Origin of the sequence: Streptomyces sp. NBC_01006 (assembly GCF_045162725.1) — a bacterium.
Lineage (GTDB): Bacteria > Actinomycetota > Actinomycetes > Streptomycetales > Streptomycetaceae > Streptomyces.
In genome coordinates, this window is the sequence record NZ_CP108700.1 from 5,872,897 (window position 1) to 5,892,556 (window position 19,660).

Consider the following 19,660-nt stretch of genomic DNA (forward strand, 5'->3'; position numbering starts at 1 on the left):
TTGTCCACAATGCCCTCGCTGTCCACCAAGATCCACAGGGTGGGCGGGGCCGCGGGATCGTCGGGGGCGGAGGTGGTGCCCGATGAACGCGAAGGGCGTGGCACGGCAGGCGTTGGGGCGGTACGGCGAGGAGCTCGCCGCGCGGAGGCTGACCGAGGCCGGCATGACGGTGATCGCGCGGAACTGGCGGTGCCGCAGCGGGGAGATCGACATCGTCGCGCGGGACGGGGACGCCCTCGTCGTGTGCGAGGTCAAGACGCGCCGGGCGGGGGATTTCGAACACCCGATGGCGGCCGTCCGCCCCGGCAAGGCCGAGCGACTGCGCCGGCTCGCCGGGCGCTGGCTCGCCGACCACGGCGGACCACCCCCGGGCGGGGTGCGGATCGACCTCGTGGGAGTCCTGCTGCCGCGGCGCGGTGCGGCCGTGGTGGAGCACGTCCGGGGGGTGGCGTGATGGGTTTCGCACGAGCCTGCTCGGTTGCCCTGGTGGGTGTCGACGGCGTGGTGGTGGAGGTCCAGGCCGATCTGGAGCCGGGGCTCGCCGCTTTCACCCTGGTGGGGCTGCCCGACAAGACCCTGACCGAGAGCCGGGACCGGGTGCGGGCCGCTGTCGTGAACTCCGGCGCGACCTGGCCGCAGAAGAAGCTCACGGTCGGGCTCAGCCCGGCTTCCGTTCCGAAATCGGGCGCGGGATTCGACCTGGCCGTCGCGGCCGCCGTGCTGGGCGCCGCCGAGGTGGTCGACCCCGCCGCCATCGCCGATCTGGTGCTCATCGGGGAGCTGGGGCTGGACGGCCGGGTGCGGCCGGTGCGGGGCATCCTGCCCGCGGTCCTCGCCGCGGCCGACGCCGGGTACCGGAACGTGGTGGTGCCGCAGCAGTGCGCCGCCGAGGCCATGCTCGTCCCGGACGTCAGCGTGCTCGGCGTGCGCAGCCTGCGCCAGCTGATCGCGGTCCTCACCGACGGGGAGGTCCCCGAGGAGGAACCGCCCGATCCGCTGGGGCGGCCCGATCCGATGCTGGCCGGGCTGGTGGTCCCGGGCGCGGGCATCGGCACGGGGATCTCCCGAGGCGGGGGCCGGGCCGGAGAGGCGGGGGAGGTCCCGGACTTCCCCGACCTCTCCGATGTCGCCGGGCAGCACGGCGCCCGCCGGGCCCTGGAGGTGGCCGCCTCCGGGGGCCACCACCTCTTCCTCAGCGGACCGCCGGGAGCCGGCAAGACGATGCTGGCCGAGCGGATCCCCTGGATCCTCCCGCCGCTGTGCCGGCAGGACTCCCTGGAGGTCACGGCCGTGCACTCGGTCGCCGGGGTCCTGCCGCCGGGCGAACCGCTGGTGGCCCGGCCCCCGTACTGCGCGCCGCACCATTCGGCGACCATGCAGTCCCTGGTCGGTGGCGGGGCGGGGGTGCCGCGGCCCGGGGCGGTCTCCCTGGCCCACCGGGGCGTGCTGTTCCTCGACGAGGCCGCCGAGTTCAGTACGAAGGCGCTGGACGCGCTGCGCCAGCCCCTGGAATCGGGGCACGTGGTGATCGCCCGGGCCGCGGGGGTGGTGCGGCTGCCGGCCAGGTTCCTGATGGTCCTCGCGGCGAACCCCTGCCCGTGCGGGCGCCACACCCTGCTCGGGGCCGGCTGCGAGTGCCCGGCCTCGGTGATCCGGCGCTACCAGGCCAGGCTGTCGGGGCCGCTGCTGGACCGGGTGGACCTGCGGGTGGAGGTCGAGCCGGTCACCCGCTCCGACCTGCTGGGGCGCGGGGGCCGCGGGGAGTCCACGGCGGTCGTAGCCGACCGGGTGCGAGAAGCCAGGGACCGCACCGCGGCCCGGCTCGCCGACACCCCGTGGCGGCTCAACGCCGAGGTGCCCGGGCACGAGCTGCGCACCCGCTGGCAGGCGGCCCCCGGGGCGCTGGCCCAGGCCGAACGCGACCTGGAGCGCGGGCTGCTCACCGCCCGCGGGCTGGACCGGGTGCTGCGGGTCGCCTGGACCGTGGCCGACCTGCGCGGCCGGGACCGCCCCGAGGCCCTGGACGTGGCCGTCGCCCTCGAACTGCGCACCGGCATCGCCCGCGGGGCGGCCCTGGCCATGGGGGCGCAGTCATGAGCACCGCGGAGGGGCCCGAGCAGGCGTACGGGACCGGACCGGCGAGTGGTTCCGAGCCGGTCGACGGGTCCTGGACGGCGGCCGAGCCCGACCAGGAGGTGCTGGCGCGGGCGGCGCTGACCCGGGTGTTGGAGCCCGGGGACGAGCACGGCGGGCGGTGGCTGCGCGAGCACGGCGCCGTCGGGTTGATACGGCTGCTGACCGGCCCGGACACCGCGGCGGCGGCCCTCACCGGGGTGGGGGAGCAGCGGCTCGCCGGCTACCGCGGACGGGCCGCGCTCGCCGACCCCCGGCGGGACCTGGCGGCCGCGGCCCGCAGTGGCGGCCGGTTCATCTGCCCCGGCTCCCCGCAGTGGCCGACCCAGCTGGACGACCTCGGTGACGCCCGGCCCATCGGGCTCTGGTTACGGGGCCGGCCGGACCTGCGGACCTGGGCACTGCGCTCCGTCGCCGTGGTCGGGGCCCGGGCCTGCACCCCGTACGGCGCGCACATGGCCCAGACCCTGGCCGGCGGACTCGCCGAGCGGGGCTGGGTGGTGGTCTCGGGAGCGGCGTACGGGGTCGACGGCGCGGCCCATCGAGGGGCCCTCGCCTCGGGCGGCGCCACCGCCGCGGTGCTCGCATGCGGCGTGGACATCGCCTACCCGCGCGGCCACGCCGAGTTGCTCGGCCGGATCGCCGCGCAGGGGATCGTACTGGGGGAGCTGCCGCCCGGAAGCCACCCGACCGCGAGCCGGTTCGTGCTGCGCAACCGGGTCATCGCCGCACTGACCCGGGGCACCGTGGTGGTCGAGGCGGCCCACCGCAGCGGCTCCCTGGTCACAGCCCGGCGGGCCCAGCAGCTCGGGCGGTTCACCATGGGCGTTCCCGGCCCGGCCACCAGCGGGCTCTCGGGCGGGGTGCACGAACTGCTGCGCGGCGAGGCCGTGCTCGTCACGGACGCCGCGGAAGTGGTCGAGCTCGTCGGCGGCATGGGCGAACTGGCCCCCGAGCGGCGCGGCCCGGTGCTCGCCCGGGACTTGCTGGACCGGGACACCGCCCGCGTGCTCGAAGCCATGCCGGCCGGCCGCCTCGCGCACGCGGACCAAGTGGCCCTCGCCGCCGGCACCGGAACCGATGAAGTCATCGGCAGACTGTACGAACTTCACTCTCTGGGGTTCGTCGAACGGCAGGGCGAGGGCTGGCAGTTGACCACACAATCACCTGAAGGAGGCACACAAACCGGCGGCATCCGGCGAGGCGGTCATTGACCTGGGGTGTTCCGGTGAAAGAGTGAAGCCGATGAGAGACGCGGTCTCCCCGGTGGCAGCCGCCGGGACCGAGCGCCAGGCGCCGGTCCCGGGTCGCCCGCGCGAGTCAGGACGCCCCGGTGCCCATGCGCGATCCCGTACTCTTCGCGCACCGCGACACTTCCGTCACGCTACGCTCCCAAGGAATCCGGCTCCGGCAAAGGCGAAGCATGCCCCAGCACACCTCAGGGTCTGACCGCGCTGCGGTGCCCCCCGCTGCCCGCGGCAGCGTGCGGACCACCGCGCCCTCGTCCCTCGAGGTGCTGTGGCGCTCGTACAAGGAGAGCGGTGACGAGCGGCTGCGGGAGCAGCTGATCCTGCACTACTCGCCCCTGGTGAAGTACGTGGCAGGCCGGGTCAGCGTGGGTCTGCCGCCCAATGTGGAACAGGCCGACTTCGTCTCCTCCGGGGTCTTCGGGCTGATCGACGCCATCGAGAAGTTCGACATCGAGCGGTCCATCAAGTTCGAGACGTACGCGATCACCCGCATCCGGGGCGCGATGATCGACGAGCTGCGCGCCCTGGACTGGATCCCGCGCTCGGTCCGGCAGAAGGCGAGGGCCGTGGAGCGGGCCTACGCCACCCTCGAAGCCCAGCTGCGCCGCACCCCGACCGAGCACGAGGTCGCCGGCGAGATGGGCATCGCCGTGGAGGAACTCCACGCCGTGTTCAGTCAGTTGTCGCTGGCCAACGTGGTCGCCCTGGAGGAGCTGCTGCACGTCGGCGGCGAGGGCGGCGACCGCCTCTCGCTGATGGACACCCTGGAGGACACCGCCGCCGACAACCCGGTGGAGGTGGCCGAGGACCGCGAGCTGCGCAGGCTCCTGGCCAGGGCGATCAACACCCTGCCGGAACGCGAGAAGACCGTGGTCACGCTGTACTACTACGAGGGCCTCACGCTGGCCGAGATCGGCAACGTACTGGGCGTCACCGAGAGCAGGGTCAGCCAGATCCACACCAAGTCGGTGCTCCAGCTGCGGGCCAAGCTGGCGGATGTCGGCCGGTGAGCTTGCGGCACCTCCGTAGAGTGGACGCGTGCCCAGGATTCGAGCGGCCTCCGTGGCCGAGCACCGGTCGATGCAGCGCGGCGCCCTGCTGGACGCCGCGCGCTCCCTGTTGTCCGAAGGCGGGACGGAAGCGCTGACCTTCCCCGCCCTGGCGGAGCGCACCGGCCTCGCCCGGTCCTCCGTGTACGAGTACTTCCGCTCCCGCGCGGCCGTGGTCGAAGAGCTGTGCGCGGTGGACTTCCCCGTGTGGGCCGCCGAGATCGAGGCGGCGATGGAGCAGGCCGAGTCGCCCGAGGCCAAGGTCGAGGCCTACGTACGGAGCCAGCTGGGGCTGGTCGGGGACCGGCGGCACCGGGCGGTGGTCGCGATCTCGGCCAGTGAGCTGGACGCGGGGGCGCGGGAGAAGATCCGGGCCGCCCACGGGGGGCTCGTGGCGATGATCGTGGAGGCGCTGGGTGCCCTCGGGCACGAGCAGCCCCGGCTCGCGGCGATGCTGCTCCAGGGGGTCGTCGATGCGGCCGTGCGGCGCATCGAGCTGGGCGCCGCGGAGGATCCCGGTGTGGTCACCGAGGCCGCCGTGGCCATGGCCCTGCGGGGCGTTCAGGGCTGATTCGGCAGCAGTCTGGGTGTGGGGCGCGGCAGGAGGGTCAGCGGATTCAGGTACGCCGTGCCCGAGAGCAGGCCCCAGTGCAGGCAGGGGCCGCCGCAGTGCGTGCCCTCCGTGAGGACCGCCACCACCTGGCCGGTCGAGACCTCCTCACCCTCCGTGACCAGCGGCCGGACCGGTTCGTATGTGGTGCGCAGGCCGCCCGGGAGGGTCAGGGACAGGACCCCGCGCCCGGCCACCGGGCCCGCGAAATGCACCCGCCCCGGGCCGACCGCCCTGATCCGCGCTCCCGCCGGGGCGGCCAGGTCCACCCCGCGGTGCCCCGCCGCGTACGGGGTCGGGGGCGGATCCCACCAGCGCGCCACCACCAGTGGCGGCGGGAGCGGCCGGGCCCCGGGAGCGAGAGACTGGGACAGGGTCAGGAGCAGCGTGAGCAGCAGTGTCGTCATGCCGTCCAGGTTGCCGCCCCGTCGCGCAGCGTGAGCGGGCCTGTGGACAAGCGGCCGGGTGTGGACAACGGCGTCACCTGGCATACCGCCCGGTCCCGTACACTTCTTACGGCGATCCGGGTCACCGGGTCGACTTCGCACGCCCCAGCACCAGCCGCTCAGGCCGGGTGAAAGCGTCTCTCGGTCCCCTTCGTCGGGGGCAGGACGCGGTGGGGCGTCAGGAACCAAACCGAGAAACCAAGGAGATGGCCATGGCCGTCGTAACGATGCGGGAGCTGCTGGAAAGCGGCGTCCACTTCGGTCACCAGACCCGTCGCTGGAACCCGAAGATGAAGCGCTTCATCTTCACCGAGCGCAACGGCATCTACATCATCGACCTGCTCCAGTCGCTGTCGTACATCGACCGCGCCTACGAGTTCGTCAAGGAGACCGTCGCCCACGGCGGCTCCATCATGTTCGTCGGTACCAAGAAGCAGGCCCAGGAGGCCATCGCCGAGCAGGCGACGCGCGTTGGTATGCCGTACGTCAACCAGCGCTGGCTGGGTGGCATGCTCACCAACTTCTCCACCGTCTACAAGCGCCTCCAGCGTCTGAAGGAGCTTGAGGCGATCGACTTCGAGGACGTCGCCGCCTCGGGTCTCACCAAGAAGGAGCTCCTGGTCCTCTCCCGCGAGAAGATCAAGCTGGAGAAGACCCTCGGTGGTATCCGCGAGATGTCGAAGGTCCCCAGCGCCGTCTGGATCGTCGACACCAAGAAGGAGCACATCGCCGTCGGTGAGGCGCGCAAGCTCCACATCCCGGTCGTCGCGATCCTCGACACCAACTGCGACCCCGACGAGGTCGACTACAAGATCCCGGGCAACGACGACGCGATCCGCTCCGTCACCCTGCTCACCCGCGTGATCGCCGACGCCGTCGCCGAGGGCCTCATCGCCCGCTCCGGCGCTGCGACCGGTGACTCGAAGCCGGGCGAGAAGGCCGCCGCCGAGCCGCTCGCCGAGTGGGAGCGCGACCTGCTCGAGGGTGAGAAGAAGGCTGACGATGCTGAGGCCGCCCCGGCCGAGGCCGCTGTCGAGGCCCCCGCCGCCGAGGCCCCCGCGGCTGAGGCCCCCGCGGCCGAGGCCGTCGTCGAGGCTCCGGCCGCCGACGCCGAGCAGGCCTGACCCTCTGAGAGAGCCCGGCGTTCATCCGCCGGGCACTCGCAGCACGGACGATGACGGCGGGGGAGCCGCGCCTGGTGCGCGCCTCCTCCGCCGTTCACCCGTAGATCTACGACTTCGAGAGAGAATCACAGACTCATGGCGAACTACACCGCCGCTGACGTCAAGAAGCTCCGCGAGCTCACCGGCGCCGGCATGCTGGACTGCAAGAACGCGCTGGTCGACTCCGACGGTGACGTCGACAAGGCCGTCGAGGCGCTCCGTATCAAGGGTCAGAAGGGCGTCGCCAAGCGCGAGGGCCGTTCTGCCGAGAACGGTGCCGTCGTGTCCCTCATCGCCGACGACAACACCTCCGGTGTCATCGTCGAGCTGAAGTGCGAGACGGACTTCGTCGCGAAGGGCGAGAAGTTCCTCGCCGTCGCCAACGAGCTGGCCGCGCACGTCGCCGCCACCTCCCCGGCCGACATCGAGACGCTCCTCGCGTCCGAGATCGCCCCCGGCAAGACCGTCACGGCCTTCGTGGACGAGGCGAACGCCAACCTCGGCGAGAAGATCGTCCTGGACCGCTTCGCGCAGTTCACCGGCGGTTACGTCACGGCGTACATGCACCGCACCATGCCCGACCTGCCGTTCCAGATCGGTGTCCTGGTCGAGCTCGACAAGCCCAACGCCGAGGTCGCCCGCGGTGTCGCGCAGCACATCGCCGCGTTCGCGCCGAAGTGGCTGTCCGCCGAGGACGTCCCGGCCGAGGTCGTCGAGTCCGAGCGCCGCGTCGCCGAAGAGGTCACCCGCGCGGAGGGCAAGCCCGAGGCCGCCCTGCCGAAGATCGTCGAGGGTCGTGTCAACGGCTTCTTCCGCGACAACACGCTTCTTGGCCAGGCGTACGCCCTGGACGCCAAGAAGTCCGTCCAGAAGGTTCTGGACGAGGCCGGTGTCACCCTGGTGCGTTTCTCGCGCATCAAGGTCGGCATCTGAGTCCGTCCTTACAACGACGGACACCGGACCCCGGTAGGGTCTGAAGCAGTCGTCCGCGTGCGCGCGGAACGACCGCAGATCTGACGAGGAGGCCATTGCCGTAGAGGGAACCGCGAGGACCCACCGGCAATGGCCTTCTTCGTATGTGCACGAGGAGATCTCCATGAATCAGGGCGTGGACCCCCACACCGCTTCCGACGACAAGAGCGACCACGACAAGAAGGGCCGCCGCTTCATGCTGAAGCTGTCGGGCGAAGCCTTCTCCGGTGGTGGAGGACTGGGCGTCGACCCCGACGTCGTCCATGCCATCGCGCGCGAAATCGCCGCGGTGGTCCGTGACGGCGCGGAGATCGCCGTCGTCATCGGCGGCGGAAACTTCTTCCGCGGCGCCGAACTCCAGCAGCGCGGCATGGACCGTGCGCGGTCCGACTACATGGGCATGCTCGGCACCGTCATGAACTGCCTCGCCCTCCAGGACTTCCTGGAGAAGGAAGGCATCGACTCCCGTGTGCAGACCGCCATCACCATGGGGCAGGTCGCGGAGCCGTACATCCCGCTGCGCGCCGTGCGGCACCTGGAGAAGGGCCGCGTCGTGATCTTCGGCGCCGGCATGGGCATGCCGTACTTCTCCACCGACACCACGGCCGCCCAGCGGGCCCTGGAGATCGACGCCGAGGCCCTGCTCATGGGCAAGAACGGTGTCGACGGGGTCTACGACTCCGACCCGAAGAAGAACCCCGACGCGGTGAAGTTCGACGCGCTGGAGTACAGCGAGGTGCTGTCCCGCGACCTGAAGGTCGCCGACGCCACCGCCATCACGCTGTGCCGCGACAACAAGCTGCCGATCCTGGTCTTCGAGCTGCTCGCCGAGGGCAATATCGCCCGCGCCGTCAAGGGTGAGAAGATCGGCACGCTCGTGAGCGACCAGGGCACCCGGGCCTGAGCGTCTCGACGCCGGGCCCGGCCCCACTGGGCCGAGCCCGCCCCGCCCGCCTGAACCATCCATATCTGACATGCAGGAGCACGTGGTGATCGAAGAAATCCTCCTCGAGGCCGAGGAGAAGATGGAGAAGGCCGTCGTCGTCGCCAAGGAAGACTTCGCGGCGATCCGCACCGGTCGTGCGCACCCGGCGATGTTCAACAAGATCGTGGCGGACTACTACGGCGCCATCACGCCCATCAACCAGCTCGCGTCCTTCTCGGTGCCCGAGCCGCGCATGGCGATCGTGACCCCGTTCGACAAGAGCGCCCTGCGCAACATCGAGCAGGCCATCCGCGACTCCGACCTGGGCGTCAACCCCAGCAACGACGGCAATATCATCCGGGTGACCTTCCCCGAGCTGACGCAGGACCGCCGCAAGGAGTACATCAAGGTCGCGCGCACCAAGGCCGAGGACTCCAAGGTCTCGATCCGCGCCGTCCGCCGCAAGGCGAAGGACTCCCTCGACAAGCTCGTCAAGGACAAGGAGTCCGGCGAGGACGAGGTGCGCCGCGCGGAGAAGGAGCTCGACGACACCACCGCGAAGTACGTCGCGCAGGTCGACGAGCTGCTCAAGCACAAGGAAGCCGAGCTCCTCGAAGTCTGATGAACGACTCTCCCTGGGCCACGGAGCCGGTTCCGGCGGGTCCCGCATACGATGCGCTGGTGGGCACGCACACTCGGCCCATGCCCATCGTGCCCGATGCCGCCGGCCGTGACTTCGACGACCGGGAAGCACGCGATCGGGGGGCCGCCGCCGAAGGCAGCCCCCCGTTCCGCGCCGAGACGCCGCCGCAGGAGCCCATGCCCAGCCCCCCGCCCCCGCCCTCGCAGGCACCGCAGGACGCCACGCCGCCGCCGAAGAAGCGGGCGGGGCGAGACCTGCGTGCCGCCATAGGGGTCGGTGTCGGCCTCGGTGCGGTGATCTTCGCTTCGCTGTTCATCGTCAAGGCGGTCTTCGTCGGCGTCATCGTCGTCGCGGTCGTCGTGGGCCTGTGGGAGCTCACCTCCCGGCTCCAGGAGAAGAAGGGCATCAAGGCGCCGCTCGTCCCGCTCGCGGTCGGCGGCGCCGCCATGGTCATCGCCGGGTACGTCCGGGGGGCCGAGGGTGCCTGGGTGGCCATGGCCCTGACCGCGCTGGCGGTCCTGGTCTGGCGGATGACCGAACCGCCCGAGGACTACCTCAAGGACGTCACGGCGGGCGTCTTCGCGGCGTTCTACGTGCCCTTCCTGGCCACCTTCGTCGCGATGCTGCTCACCGCCGACGACGGGCCGGAGCGCGTGGTCACGTTCCTGCTGCTGACCGTGGTCAGCGACACCGGGGCGTACGCGGTGGGCTGGCGCTTCGGCAAGACCAAGCTGGCGCCGCGCATCAGCCCCGGCAAGACCCGCGAGGGGCTGCTCGGCGCGGTGGCCTTCGCGATGGCGGCCGGCGCGCTCTGCATGGAGTTCCTGATCGACGGGGGCGTGTGGTGGCAGGGCCTGCTGCTCGGTCTCGCGGTCGCGGTCAGCGCCACGCTGGGCGACCTCGGTGAGTCGATGATCAAGCGGGACCTGGGCATCAAGGACATGGGCACGCTCCTCCCGGGCCACGGCGGCATCATGGACCGGCTCGACTCCCTGCTGCCGACCGCCCCTGTGGTGTGGCTGCTGCTCGCCGCCTTCGTCGGCACCGGCTGAAACCGGGCCCCGCGGCTTCCGACCGGCGGGCGGTTCACCAGGGCAACCCCGCTGAGCTGGGACGACGTACGTACGAAGGCTTCGGGTGGGTCGGGGCGGTTACTCTTGAAAGGCGCGCTGCTTCTGCGGCGCGCCTTTCGTCTTACGAGGAGTACCAGCCATGGCCCGCCCTGTCCCGGGAGAGCTCACCTTCGTCGCCCCTCGCGGGGCCAAGAAGCCGCCCCGGCATCTCGCCGACCTCACGCCCGAGGAGCGTCGCGAGGCGGTCGCCGCGATCGGCGAGAAGCCCTTCCGGGCCAAGCAGCTCTCACAGCACTACTTCGCCCGGTACGCGCACGACCCGGCCGAGTGGACCGACATCCCGGCGGGCTCGCGGGAGAAGCTCCAGCAGGAACTGCTGCCCGAGCTGATGAACGTCATCCGGCACATCTCGTGCGACGACGACACCACGCGCAAGACCCTGTGGAAGCTGCACGACGGCACGCTCGTCGAGTCCGTGCTGATGCGCTACCCCGACCGGGTCACCATGTGCATCTCCTCGCAGGCCGGCTGCGGCATGAACTGCCCGTTCTGCGCCACCGGCCAGGCGGGCCTGGACCGCAACCTGTCCACCGCCGAGATCGTCCACCAGATCGTCGACGGCATGCGCGCGCTGCGCGACGGCGAGGTCCCCGGCGGCCCGGCCCGGCTGTCCAACATCGTCTTCATGGGCATGGGCGAGCCGCTGGCCAACTACAAGCGGGTCGTCGGCGCCATCCGCCGCCTCACCGACCCCGAGCCCGACGGCCTGGGCCTGTCGCAGCGCGGCATCACCGTCTCCACCGTCGGCCTCGTCCCGGCGATGCTGCGCTTCGCCGACGAGGGCTTCAAGTGCCGCCTCGCGGTCTCGCTGCACGCGCCGGACGACGAGCTGCGCGACACCCTCGTCCCCGTGAACACCCGCTGGAAGGTCCGCGAGGTCCTCGACGCGGCCTGGGAGTACGCCGAGAAGTCCGGCCGCCGGATCTCCATCGAGTACGCCCTGATCCGCGACATCAACGACCAGGCCTGGCGCGGCGACCTCCTCGGCCGGCTGCTCAAGGGCAAGCGCGTCCACGTCAACCTGATCCCGCTGAACCCGACGCCGGGCTCGAAGTGGACCGCCTCGCGTCCCGAGGACGAGAAGGCCTTCGTGGAGGCCATCGCCCGCCACGGCGTGCCGGTGACCGTACGGGACACCCGCGGCCAGGAGATCGACGGCGCCTGCGGTCAGCTCGCCGCGAGCGAGCGGTAGGCTGGCCCGCGTATATCTGAATACTCATATTCCGACAGGGGAGCGCCACAGCGCTGAGAGTGCGGCAACACGCTATCTAGGACAAGCACAGCGGCCGCAGACCCTCTGAACCTTGCCCAGGTCATTCTGGGTAGGAAGTTCGGTCACCACCTCAAGCTGTTGCGCCCTGCCCGGGCGCCCGCTCCACCGGAGCGCCCGGGCAGGGCCGCGTCTTCTCCTGGTCAACCCAGGAGGAATGTTCCGTGAGCACCACCAGGAAGATCGCGGGTGCGGCGCTGGCCGCGGCCCTCGGTGTCAGTACGCTCGCCGCGTGCGGCGGCGGCAAGGCCAAGGACGAGTCCGCGGCCGGCGGGAGCGAGGCGCCGAAGTCCAAGACGGTCACGCTCGTCTCGCACGACTCCTTCAACGTGACCGACACGGTCCTCAAGGAGTTCGAGCAGCAGAGCGGCTACACCGTCAAGGTCCTGAAGTCCGGGGACGCGGGCGCCGCCCTCAACCAGGAGATCCTCACCAAGGGCTCCCCGCGCGGCGACGTCTTCTTCGGTGTGGACAACACGCTCCTCTCGCGCGCCCTCGACAACGGGATCTTCACGCCGTACGAGGTCAAGGGCCTGGCCGACGTGAAGCCCGAGTACGTGCTCGACAAGGAGCACCGGGTCACCCCGATCGACTCCGGCGACATCTGCGTCAACTACGACAAGGCGTACTTCGCCGACAAGAAGCTCGCCCCGCCGCAGACGCTGGACGACCTGGTCAAGCCCGAGTACAAGAACCTGCTGGTCACCGAGAACGCGGCGACCTCCTCGCCGGGCCTCGGCTTCCTGCTCGCTTCCGTCGGCAAGTACGGGGACGAGGGCTGGAAGGACTACTGGAGCAAGCTCAAGGCCAACGGCGTCGAGGTCGTCGACGGCTGGGAGCAGGCCTACAACGAGCGCTTCTCCGGCTCCGCGGGCGGCAAGAAGGCCAAGGGCGACCGGCCGCTGGTCGTCTCGTACGCCTCCAGCCCGCCGGTCGAGGTCCTGTACGGGGAGCCGCAGCCGGCCGAGGCCCCCACGGGCGTGGCCACCGGCACCTGCTTCCGACAGGTCGAGTTCGCGGGCCTGCTCAAGGGCGCGAAGAACGAGGAGGGCGGCAAGGCGCTCCTCGACTTCCTGGTGAGCAAGAAGTTCCAGGAGGACATGCCGCTCCAGATGTTCGTGAACCCGGTGGTCAAGGACGCGAAGCTGCCGGAGCTGTTCACGAAGCACGGCGTGGTCATCGAGAAGCCGGAAAACGTCGCTCCCGAGACCATCGCCAAGAACCGTGAGCAGTGGGTCAAGGCATGGTCCTCGCTCGTCGTGAAGTAGGACGCGAGAGCACTCCCGTGAAGGAGAGCGCGCGCGGTACGGCTGTCAGGCTCCTGCTGATGGCCGTGCCGCTCGCCTTCTTCGGGCTGTTCTTCGCCTACCCCGTGGCCGCGATCGTCGGCCGCGGGATCAAAACCGACGAGGGCTGGCAGTTCGGCCGGATCGGCGAGGTGCTGACCCGGCCCGACATCGCCGACGTGCTCTGGTTCACCACCTGGCAGGCGCTCGCGTCCACGGTGCTCACGCTCCTGATCGCACTCCCCGGCGCGTACGTCTTCGCGCGCTTCGAGTTCCCCGGCAAGCAGCTGCTGCGGGCGGTGGTCACGGTCCCGTTCGTGCTGCCGACGGTGGTGGTCGGCACCGCCTTCCTGGCGCTGGTCGGGCGCGGCGGACTGCTCGACGAGCTGTGGGGCGTCCGGCTGGACACCACCGTGTGGGCGATCCTGCTCGCGCACGTCTTCTTCAACTACGCCGTCGTCGTACGGACGGTCGGCGGACTCTGGGCGCAGCTGGACCCGCGCCAGGAGGAGGCCGCCCGGGTGCTGGGCGGCGGGCGGTTCGCCGCCTGGCGGCGGGTGACGCTGCCCGCGCTCGGGCCGGCGGTGGCCGCGGCCTCGCTGATGGTGTTCCTGTTCACGTTCACCTCCTTCGGCGTCGTGCAGATCCTCGGCGGGCCCTCGTACGCCACCCTGGAGGTGGAGGTCTACCGGCAGACCGCGCAGCTGCTGGACCTGCCGACGGCCGCCGTCCTCACGATGGTCCAGTTCGTGGCGGTCGGCCTGATCCTCGGTATCCACGCATGGACCGTGCGCCGGCGGGAGACCGCCCTGCGGCTGGTCGACCCGGCGCGGACCGCGCACCGGCCGAGCGGGCCGGGGCAGCGCGCCCTGCTGGGCGGGGTGCTGCTGACGGTGGCGCTGCTGATCGTGGCCCCGCTGGCGGTGCTGGTGGAGCGCTCCCTCGACGTGCCCGGCGGGTACGGGTTCGGCTTCTACCGGGCGCTCCAGGACGTGGGCGCGGGCGGCGGAACGTTTCTGGTACCCCCGCTGGAGGCCATCTGGAACTCCCTCCAGTACGCGCTCGCCGCCACCGCCATCGCCCTGGTGATCGGGGGGCTCGCGGCCGCGGCACTGACCCGGCGCGCGGGCCGGTTCGTGCGCGGGTTCGACGCGCTGCTGATGCTTCCGCTGGGGGTGTCGGCGGTGACGGTCGGCTTCGGGTTCCTGATCACCCTGGACGAGCCGCCGCTGGATCTGCGGACCTCGTGGATCCTGGTCCCGCTCGCGCAGGCGCTGGTGGGCGTGCCGTTCGTCGTACGGACCATGCTGCCGGTACTGCGCGCCGTGGACGGGCGGCTGCGCGAGGCCGCCGCCGTGCTCGGCGCGTCCCCGCTGCGGGCCTGGCGGGAGGTGGACCTGCCGCTGGTGCGGCGGGCGCTGCTGATCGCGGCCGGATTCGCCTTCGCCGTCTCCCTGGGGGAGTTCGGCGCGACCGTCTTCATCGCCCGGCCCGACCGTCCGACGCTGCCGGTGGCCGTGGCGCGGCTGCTGGGGCGGGCCGGTGAGCTGAACTACGGGCAGGCGATGGCCCTGAGCACGATTCTGATGCTGGTGTGCGCGGTGTCCCTGCTGGTGCTGGAGCGGCTGCGCCCCGACAAGACCTCGGGAGAGTTCTGATGACGTTGCTCGAACTGGCCGGGGTGTCGGTCCGCTTCGGCGAGCGCGCCGTCGTCGACGCGGTCGACCTGGAGGTCGCCGAGCACGAGATCGTGTGCGTGCTCGGGCCCAGCGGAAGCGGCAAGTCCACGCTGCTGCGGGTGGTGGCCGGGCTCCAGCCGGTCTCGGCGGGGCGGGTCCTGCTGGGCGGGGCGGACCAGGCGCGGGTGCCGGTGCACCGGCGCGGGGTCGGCCTGATGTTCCAGGACCATCAGCTGTTCCCGCACCGGGACGTGGGAGGGAACGTCGCGTTCGGGCTGCGCATGCGGGGCTCTGCCCGGGGGGCGTACGAGGCCCAGGTCGCGGAGTTGCTGGAGCTGGTCGGGCTCCCCGGAGCCCAGGGCCGCTCGGTGGCCTCGCTGTCGGGCGGTGAGCAGCAGCGGGTCGCCCTGGCCCGGGCGCTGGCCCCTTCGCCGCGGCTGCTGATGCTGGACGAACCGCTGGGGCAGCTGGACCGGGGGCTGCGCGAGCGGCTGGTGGTGGAGCTGCGGGGGCTGTTCTCCCGGCTCGGGACCACGGTGCTGGCCGTCACGCACGACCAGGGGGAGGCCTTCGCCCTGGCCGACCGGGTGGTGGTGATGCAGGACGGGCGGATCGCGCAGGCCGGGACCCCGCTGGAGGTGTGGCAGCGGCCGGCTTCGGAGTTCGTGGCGCGGTTCCTCGGCTTCGAGAACGTGATCCCGGCGACGGTGGTGGGCGGGGCCGCGGCCACGGCGTGGGGGAAGGTGCAGGTGCCGGCCGGGTCGCCGGAGGGGGAGCGGCGGATCCTGATCCGGCCGACCGGGGTGGTGCTGGCGGCTGCCGGGCTGAGCTGTGAGGTGGTGTCGCGGACGTTCCGGGGGACCCATGTCGCGCTGTTGCTGAGGCCGGAGGCAGGGCCGGTGCTGGAGGCGGAGTGCGGGCTGGCCGGGGCGCCGGCCGTGGGGGACCGGGTCGCCGTGTCCTTCGCCCCGGCCGAGGTGGTCGTCCTCCCGGCGGGCTAGGCCCGGGGCTCACACGCCGGCGGGGCTGCGTTCCTCCGGGGCCCCCGCAGGGGACTCGGCGCCGTCGTGGTTGCCGTACCAGGCGACCGCCACCGCGCCGGTCACGGCCAGGACGAAGCCGAGGACCGCCAGCCAGGCCAGGCCCGGGCGCGAGGCGTCGCCCAGCCACAGGACGCCGATCGCGCCCGGCAGGACGGTCTCGCCGACCACCAGCGCCGCCGTCGCGCCGTTCACCGAGCCGATCTGGAGGGCGACCGTGTGCAGGTACATGCCGCCGACGCCGGCCAGCACGATGGCGTAGAGCGCCGGGTCGACGAGCAGCGTGCCCAGGTCGAACGGGTCGATGCCGTCGAGGATCCGGACGCCGACGCCCAGCGCGCCGAAGGCCAGGCCCGACAGCAGGCCCGCCAGGATCGCCGCCCGGGAGCCCAGGAGGCGGACGGCCACCGTGCCGCCCGCGATGATCAGCAGGGTCACCCCGAACAGCCACCAGTGCGTGGACATCGGGGCGTGGTGACCGCCCTCGTGGCCCGCCGCCGTCGCCAGCAGCACCAGCGCCGCGCAGACGACGCCGATCGAGGTCCATTCCTTCCGGGTCAGCCGGATGCCCAGCATCTTCACGCTGAGCACGGCCGTGATCACCAGGTTGGCGCTGATCACCGTCTGGGACAGGAACAGCGGCAGCAGCCGGGCGGCCAGCGCGCCCAGCCCGAAGCCCACGAAGTCCAGGATGGTGCCGACGATGAACTCCCACGTCATCGCCGCCTTCGCGGTGGACGAGAGGTTCGGGCCGCCGTGCGCGGTCACCCCCGCGGCGGCCGGGGACATCCGGGCCGCCCTGCGCGAGCCCACGGCTTGCAGGACGGAGCCCGTGCCGTAGCAGATGGACGCCGCGATCGCGGTCAGCAGGCCTATGAGCACCGAGGGCTCCGTTCACGTCTGGCAGGTTTTGCGTGTTGATTACCTATGGCAGACGTGCGATCGGGCCGGGAAGTTGCCTCGGGCCGTCCCTCAGTTCTTCGCGTTCATTTCGTCGTGCTCATCGCCGCGAGTACGGCGGGCACGTCGTCCACCGAGTCGACCAGCGCGATCCGCGACTCCATCGCGCGGCCGCGCGCCAGCGCCTGGAGCAGCGGCCACACCGGCAGGTGCTCGGTCCAGTGCGTACGTCCGACCAGCACCATCGGCGTCGGCTCGCCCCGCGACTCGTAGTAGTTCGGCGTCGCGTTGTCGAATATCTCCTGGAGGGTGCCCGCGGCGCCCGGCAGGAAGACCACGCCCGCGTTCGACCGGGCGAGCAGCCCGTCCTCGCGGGTGGCGTTCGCGAAGTACTTGGCGATGTGGCCGGCGAAGGCGTTCGGCGGCTCGTGCCCGTAGAACCAGGTGGGGATGCCCACCGAGTCGCCGCCGCCGGGCCAGCGGTCCCGTACGGCGAAGGCCGCCCGCGCCCAGTCGGAGACCGAGGGGACGAAGGACGGGGCCTTGGCCAGCATCTCCAGGGCCTCCGCCAGGGCTTCGTCGGGGGCCGGCGCCAGGTAGGCGCCGAGGTTGGCCGCCTCCATCGCGCCGGGGCCGCCGCCGGTGGCCACCGCCAGTCCGGCCCGGGCCAGCTTCCGGCCGAGCTCCGCCGCGCCCTGGTAGTCGAGGCCGCCGCGGGCCATCGCGTGGCCGCCCATGACGCCCACCACGCGGGCGCCGGCGAGGTGTTCGTCGAGCGCGTCGGATATCGCGTCGTCGTGGACGGACCGCAGCATCGAGGAGAAGACGTCGCCGTCCGCCTTGGTCTCCTGGAACCAGGCGTACGACTGGGCGTCCGGGGTGGTCTCGTAGCCGGCGGACAGCCCCGCGAACAGCTCGTCGGCGGTGTACAGCAGGCCGCGGTACGGGTTGAAGGGCAGGTCCGGGACGGGCGGGAAGACGAGCGCGCCGTCCGCGCGCACCTTCGCCGAGGCGTCGGGCTCCATCGCGCAGCCGAGGAAGACGGCCGCGGAGGTGTCGGCGGACAGCAGGGCGAACGTGCGCTCCAGCAGGTTGACCGACTGGACCCGGTAGCCGCTCAGCGAGCCGCGGGCCACGACCCGGTCGAATTCGGCGAGCGTCTCGATCTCGGTGTCGATGTATCCGTTGACCATTCGGCCCACCCTAAGGGCTGCCCCTGTCAGCGGGTCAATGCCATTGACGTCAGCTGTGCCACACCCCATACGACCGGTCCGCACACGGCCACCAGCGCGGTGGCGCGCAGCGTCGCGGCCGTACGCAGGACCGTGTCCGGAGTACCCAGGTCGCGCAGGGCCGTCCGGGTGGCCGAGCGGTCCTGGCGGACCTCGACGGCCCGGGTGAGCAGGGTCGCGGCCGCGCACAGCACCACCAGGGCGCAGGCCGGTCCGGTCAGCGGGCCCAGCGGGACGCCGAAGCCGCCCCGCTCGCGCAGGGCCGCGGCGGTGAGGGCGCCCGCGCCGACCGCGCACAGCACCCCGAGGGGCCGTCCCAGCCGGGGCGCCTCCTCCTGGAGGGCACGCCCGGCCAGCAGCCGCATGGCGCCCGGGCGGACCGCCTGGACCAGGGCCCCGCAGGCGTAGGCGAGTCCGGGGCCCGCGAGGGAGAGCCCGACGGCGGTGAGCGCCCAGCCCGTCGGCATCCCGGCCCCGCCGGGGCCGGCGTACGCCAGGGCCGCCAGTCCGCAGGCGGTGAGGGCGATGCCCCAGGGCAGGGCGGTCTGCGGGGCCAGCGGCGGGTGGGGGCGCAGGGCTAGGGCCGTGGCGGCGCAGGCGGCCAGCGGGATCAGGGCCAGCAGGGTGAGGGCGGCCGCCAGGGGCAGCGGCCGGTCGGCGTGCAGCAGTGCGGCCCCGGCTCCGTCGAAGGGCAGGCCGGTGAGCTCGCCCCGCAGGTGGAGGAAGGCGGCCAGGGCCAGGGCGCTGCCCAGGGTGCACGCGATCGCGGTGGAGACCACCGCGACGAGGAGGAGCCGTACGGGGCCCAGGCCGACGGAGTCCAGTCCTTCACGGGGCCGGGTCGCGGGGTCGGTCCGGGCGACGGCTACCGCGAACTGCACGGTGACGGCGAGCGGGACCAGGGCCCACAGCAGGCGCGGGAACGATCCGGCAGGCCGGGCGGTGGCCCCGGCGAGCACGTACAGCAGGAGGAATCCGCTGCCGGCGCCGGCGGCGGCGACCAGCAGCCGGCGCAGCTGGACGAGCGGGCGGGAGCCGCGGGCTAGGCGGAGAGCGAGCACGCGGCCTGGCCCTCCGGGGTCTCGTCGGGCGGATCGCCGACACCACCGACACCGCCCACGCCGAGGGCGCCGCTGACCGCGGCCGCGGTTCCGGCGGGCCGCCCGTCCAGCAGTTCGACCCGGCGGTCGGCGACGGCCGCGCTCTCCTCGTCATGGGTGGCGAGCACCACGGTGATCCCGTGCGAGCGGGCCGCGGTGGTGAGCGTACGGAGCAACAGGGCGCGCTCGGTGCGGTGCAGCGGGGCGGTGGGCTCGTCGGCGAAGACGACCGCGGGCTCCTTGACCAGGGCCCGGGCGAGGGCGACCCGCTGGGACTCGGCGCGGGTCAGCGCGCCGGGGCGTTTGCGGGCGAGGGCGCCGATGTCGAGCCGGTCCAGCCATTCGCAGGCGGCGGCCTTGGCGGTGCGGTGGGAGGCGCCGGAGACCAGCAGCGGCAGGGCCGCGTTCTCCCACACCTTGAGCTCGGGCAGCAGCAGGGGGTCGGGGCCGATCCAGCCGAACCGGTCGCGGCGCAGCCGTTCGCGGGCCAGGCCGCCCATGGTGTGGACGGGCACGCTGTTGAACCAGATCTCGCCCTGCTCGGGCACCAGATGTCCCGACAGACACCGCAGCAGGGTGGTCTTCCCGCTGCCGCGCGGGCCGGTCAGGGCCAGGATCTCGCCCTGGCGGACGCCCACCGAGACCCCGATGATGCCGGGTGAACCGCTGTGGGAGTAGTGAACGGACCGTGCCCAGAGGACGTCATTGTCCGGTGGGGCGTTGTCCGGTGGAGCCACCATGGCGTACACCTCCGTCCGGGGGAACGAAGCGGAACCGGTTCAGTCACTGGGGCCGCACTGAGATGTAAAGAGATGAACGTCTTGGATGG

At 72.2% G+C, this 19,660-nt stretch carries 19 protein-coding genes and 1 riboswitch; of the genes, 14 read left to right on the forward strand and 5 right to left on the reverse strand.

The features are described 5' to 3' along the window. Nucleotides 1-82: 82 nt before the first annotated feature. From OG509_RS27045 to OG509_RS27065, 5 genes are all read left to right on the forward strand, one after another. Nucleotides 83-454, forward strand: coding sequence for a YraN family protein (locus OG509_RS27045; RefSeq protein WP_403723959.1), 372 nt, complete (start codon nucleotides 83-85; stop codon nucleotides 452-454). Continuing rightward, a complete protein-coding gene (locus tag OG509_RS27050; RefSeq protein WP_406185109.1) occupies nucleotides 454-2,097 on the forward strand; it encodes a YifB family Mg chelatase-like AAA ATPase in 1,644 nt (547 codons plus the stop codon). The genes OG509_RS27045 and OG509_RS27050 overlap by 1 nt, the downstream gene beginning before the upstream one ends. Further along, nucleotides 2,094-3,347, forward strand: a complete 1,254-nt coding sequence (gene dprA, locus OG509_RS27055; RefSeq protein ID WP_406185110.1) for a DNA-processing protein DprA — start codon at nucleotides 2,094-2,096, stop codon at nucleotides 3,345-3,347. Before OG509_RS27050 ends, dprA begins: the two co-directional genes overlap by 4 nt. Before the next feature lie 209 nt (nucleotides 3,348-3,556). Then, nucleotides 3,557-4,393, forward strand: a complete 837-nt coding sequence (gene whiG / locus OG509_RS27060; protein WP_385589299.1) for an RNA polymerase sigma factor WhiG — start codon at nucleotides 3,557-3,559, stop codon at nucleotides 4,391-4,393. Nucleotides 4,394-4,445: 52 nt separating this feature from the next. After that, nucleotides 4,446-5,003: a TetR/AcrR family transcriptional regulator gene (locus OG509_RS27065; RefSeq protein WP_385589361.1), complete on the forward strand. Its 558-nt coding sequence runs from the start codon at nucleotides 4,446-4,448 to the stop codon at nucleotides 5,001-5,003. On the opposite strand, the gene OG509_RS27070 is transcribed toward OG509_RS27065, so the two are convergent. After that, nucleotides 4,994-5,449 carry a M23 family metallopeptidase gene (locus OG509_RS27070; protein WP_406185111.1) on the reverse strand — a complete coding sequence of 152 codons (456 nt, stop codon included), beginning with the start codon at nucleotides 5,447-5,449 and terminating at the stop codon, nucleotides 4,994-4,996. The genes OG509_RS27065 and OG509_RS27070 overlap by 10 nt on opposite strands. A 251-nt stretch (nucleotides 5,450-5,700) precedes the next feature. Between OG509_RS27070 and rpsB the strand changes: the two genes are divergently transcribed. The 9 genes from rpsB to OG509_RS27115 all read left to right on the forward strand — a co-directional run bounded on the left by rpsB (nucleotide 5,701) and on the right by OG509_RS27115 (nucleotide 15,560). Continuing rightward, complete coding sequence (gene rpsB, locus OG509_RS27075; RefSeq protein WP_406185112.1) at nucleotides 5,701-6,612, forward strand: 30S ribosomal protein S2; 912 nt, start codon at nucleotides 5,701-5,703, stop codon at nucleotides 6,610-6,612. 135 nt (nucleotides 6,613-6,747) lie between these two features. Continuing rightward, entirely contained in the window at nucleotides 6,748-7,584 is an 837-nt protein-coding gene (gene tsf, locus OG509_RS27080; protein WP_132757082.1) for a translation elongation factor Ts, read from the forward strand. Between the two features lie 163 nt (nucleotides 7,585-7,747). Next, nucleotides 7,748-8,527 (forward strand): UMP kinase, encoded by a 780-nt coding sequence (gene pyrH / locus OG509_RS27085; protein ID WP_030162523.1) that lies wholly within the window; start codon nucleotides 7,748-7,750, stop codon nucleotides 8,525-8,527. 85 nt (nucleotides 8,528-8,612) lie between these two features. After that, nucleotides 8,613-9,170, forward strand: a complete 558-nt coding sequence (gene frr, locus OG509_RS27090; RefSeq protein ID WP_030162526.1) for a ribosome recycling factor — start codon at nucleotides 8,613-8,615, stop codon at nucleotides 9,168-9,170. After that, nucleotides 9,170-10,243, forward strand: a complete 1,074-nt coding sequence (locus OG509_RS27095; protein WP_406185113.1) for a phosphatidate cytidylyltransferase — start codon at nucleotides 9,170-9,172, stop codon at nucleotides 10,241-10,243. The genes frr and OG509_RS27095 overlap by 1 nt, the downstream gene beginning before the upstream one ends. Nucleotides 10,244-10,403: 160 nt before the next feature. Further along, entirely contained in the window at nucleotides 10,404-11,516 is a 1,113-nt protein-coding gene (rlmN, locus tag OG509_RS27100) for a 23S rRNA (adenine(2503)-C(2))-methyltransferase RlmN (protein ID WP_053786137.1), read from the forward strand. 26 nt (nucleotides 11,517-11,542) lie between these two features. After that, a riboswitch (TPP riboswitch) is annotated at nucleotides 11,543-11,671 on the forward strand. A gap of 87 nt (nucleotides 11,672-11,758) precedes the next feature. Beyond that, nucleotides 11,759-12,862 (forward strand): thiamine ABC transporter substrate binding subunit, encoded by a 1,104-nt coding sequence (locus OG509_RS27105; RefSeq protein ID WP_387282483.1) that lies wholly within the window; start codon nucleotides 11,759-11,761, stop codon nucleotides 12,860-12,862. 59 nt (nucleotides 12,863-12,921) lie between these two features. After that, the gene (locus tag OG509_RS27110; RefSeq protein WP_406187698.1) at nucleotides 12,922-14,538 is read left to right on the forward strand and encodes an ABC transporter permease; all 1,617 of its coding nucleotides are present in this window, start codon (nucleotides 12,922-12,924) and stop codon (nucleotides 14,536-14,538) included. Then, a complete protein-coding gene (locus OG509_RS27115) occupies nucleotides 14,538-15,560 on the forward strand; it encodes an ABC transporter ATP-binding protein (protein WP_406185114.1) in 1,023 nt (340 codons plus the stop codon). Before OG509_RS27110 ends, OG509_RS27115 begins: the two co-directional genes overlap by 1 nt. A gap of 9 nt (nucleotides 15,561-15,569) precedes the next feature. On the opposite strand, the gene OG509_RS27120 is transcribed toward OG509_RS27115, so the two are convergent. The 4 genes from OG509_RS27120 to OG509_RS27135 all read right to left on the reverse strand — a co-directional run bounded on the left by OG509_RS27120 (nucleotide 15,570) and on the right by OG509_RS27135 (nucleotide 19,571). Next, on the reverse strand, nucleotides 15,570-16,481 hold the full coding sequence (locus OG509_RS27120) for a hypothetical protein (protein WP_406185115.1): 912 nt from the start codon (nucleotides 16,479-16,481) through the stop codon (nucleotides 15,570-15,572). A gap of 104 nt (nucleotides 16,482-16,585) precedes the next feature. Next, nucleotides 16,586-17,692, reverse strand: coding sequence for an LOG family protein (locus OG509_RS27125; RefSeq protein ID WP_406185116.1), 1,107 nt, complete (start codon nucleotides 17,690-17,692; stop codon nucleotides 16,586-16,588). A 26-nt stretch (nucleotides 17,693-17,718) separates the two neighbouring features. After that, nucleotides 17,719-18,792, reverse strand: coding sequence for a hypothetical protein (locus OG509_RS27130; protein WP_406185117.1), 1,074 nt, complete (start codon nucleotides 18,790-18,792; stop codon nucleotides 17,719-17,721). Continuing rightward, complete coding sequence (locus OG509_RS27135) at nucleotides 18,774-19,571, reverse strand: ABC transporter ATP-binding protein (RefSeq protein ID WP_406185118.1); 798 nt, start codon at nucleotides 19,569-19,571, stop codon at nucleotides 18,774-18,776. The genes OG509_RS27130 and OG509_RS27135 overlap by 19 nt, the downstream gene beginning before the upstream one ends. Nucleotides 19,572-19,660: the final 89 nt, after the last annotated feature.

Excerpts from the sequence above, each read along its gene's own strand:
- OG509_RS27095 (WP_406185113.1), top strand. The coding sequence starts at position 9,170 with ATGAACGACTCTCCCTGGGCCACGGAGCCGGTTCCGGCGGGTCCCGCA.
- pyrH (WP_030162523.1), top strand. The coding sequence starts at position 7,748 with ATGAATCAGGGCGTGGACCCCCACACCGCTTCCGACGACAAGAGCGAC.
- whiG (WP_385589299.1), top strand. The coding sequence starts at position 3,557 with ATGCCCCAGCACACCTCAGGGTCTGACCGCGCTGCGGTGCCCCCCGCT.
- OG509_RS27135 (WP_406185118.1), bottom strand. The coding sequence starts at position 19,571 with ATGGTGGCTCCACCGGACAACGCCCCACCGGACAATGACGTCCTCTGG.
- OG509_RS27070 (WP_406185111.1), bottom strand. The coding sequence starts at position 5,449 with ATGACGACACTGCTGCTCACGCTGCTCCTGACCCTGTCCCAGTCTCTC.
- rpsB (WP_406185112.1), top strand. The coding sequence starts at position 5,701 with ATGGCCGTCGTAACGATGCGGGAGCTGCTGGAAAGCGGCGTCCACTTC.
- OG509_RS27125 (WP_406185116.1), bottom strand. The coding sequence starts at position 17,692 with ATGGTCAACGGATACATCGACACCGAGATCGAGACGCTCGCCGAATTC.
- tsf (WP_132757082.1), top strand. The coding sequence starts at position 6,748 with ATGGCGAACTACACCGCCGCTGACGTCAAGAAGCTCCGCGAGCTCACC.
- dprA (WP_406185110.1), top strand. The coding sequence starts at position 2,094 with ATGAGCACCGCGGAGGGGCCCGAGCAGGCGTACGGGACCGGACCGGCG.
- OG509_RS27050 (WP_406185109.1), top strand. The coding sequence starts at position 454 with ATGGGTTTCGCACGAGCCTGCTCGGTTGCCCTGGTGGGTGTCGACGGC.
- OG509_RS27115 (WP_406185114.1), top strand. The coding sequence starts at position 14,538 with ATGACGTTGCTCGAACTGGCCGGGGTGTCGGTCCGCTTCGGCGAGCGC.
- rlmN (WP_053786137.1), top strand. The coding sequence starts at position 10,404 with ATGGCCCGCCCTGTCCCGGGAGAGCTCACCTTCGTCGCCCCTCGCGGG.
- OG509_RS27045 (WP_403723959.1), top strand. The coding sequence starts at position 83 with ATGAACGCGAAGGGCGTGGCACGGCAGGCGTTGGGGCGGTACGGCGAG.
- OG509_RS27110 (WP_406187698.1), top strand. The coding sequence starts at position 12,922 with ATGGCCGTGCCGCTCGCCTTCTTCGGGCTGTTCTTCGCCTACCCCGTG.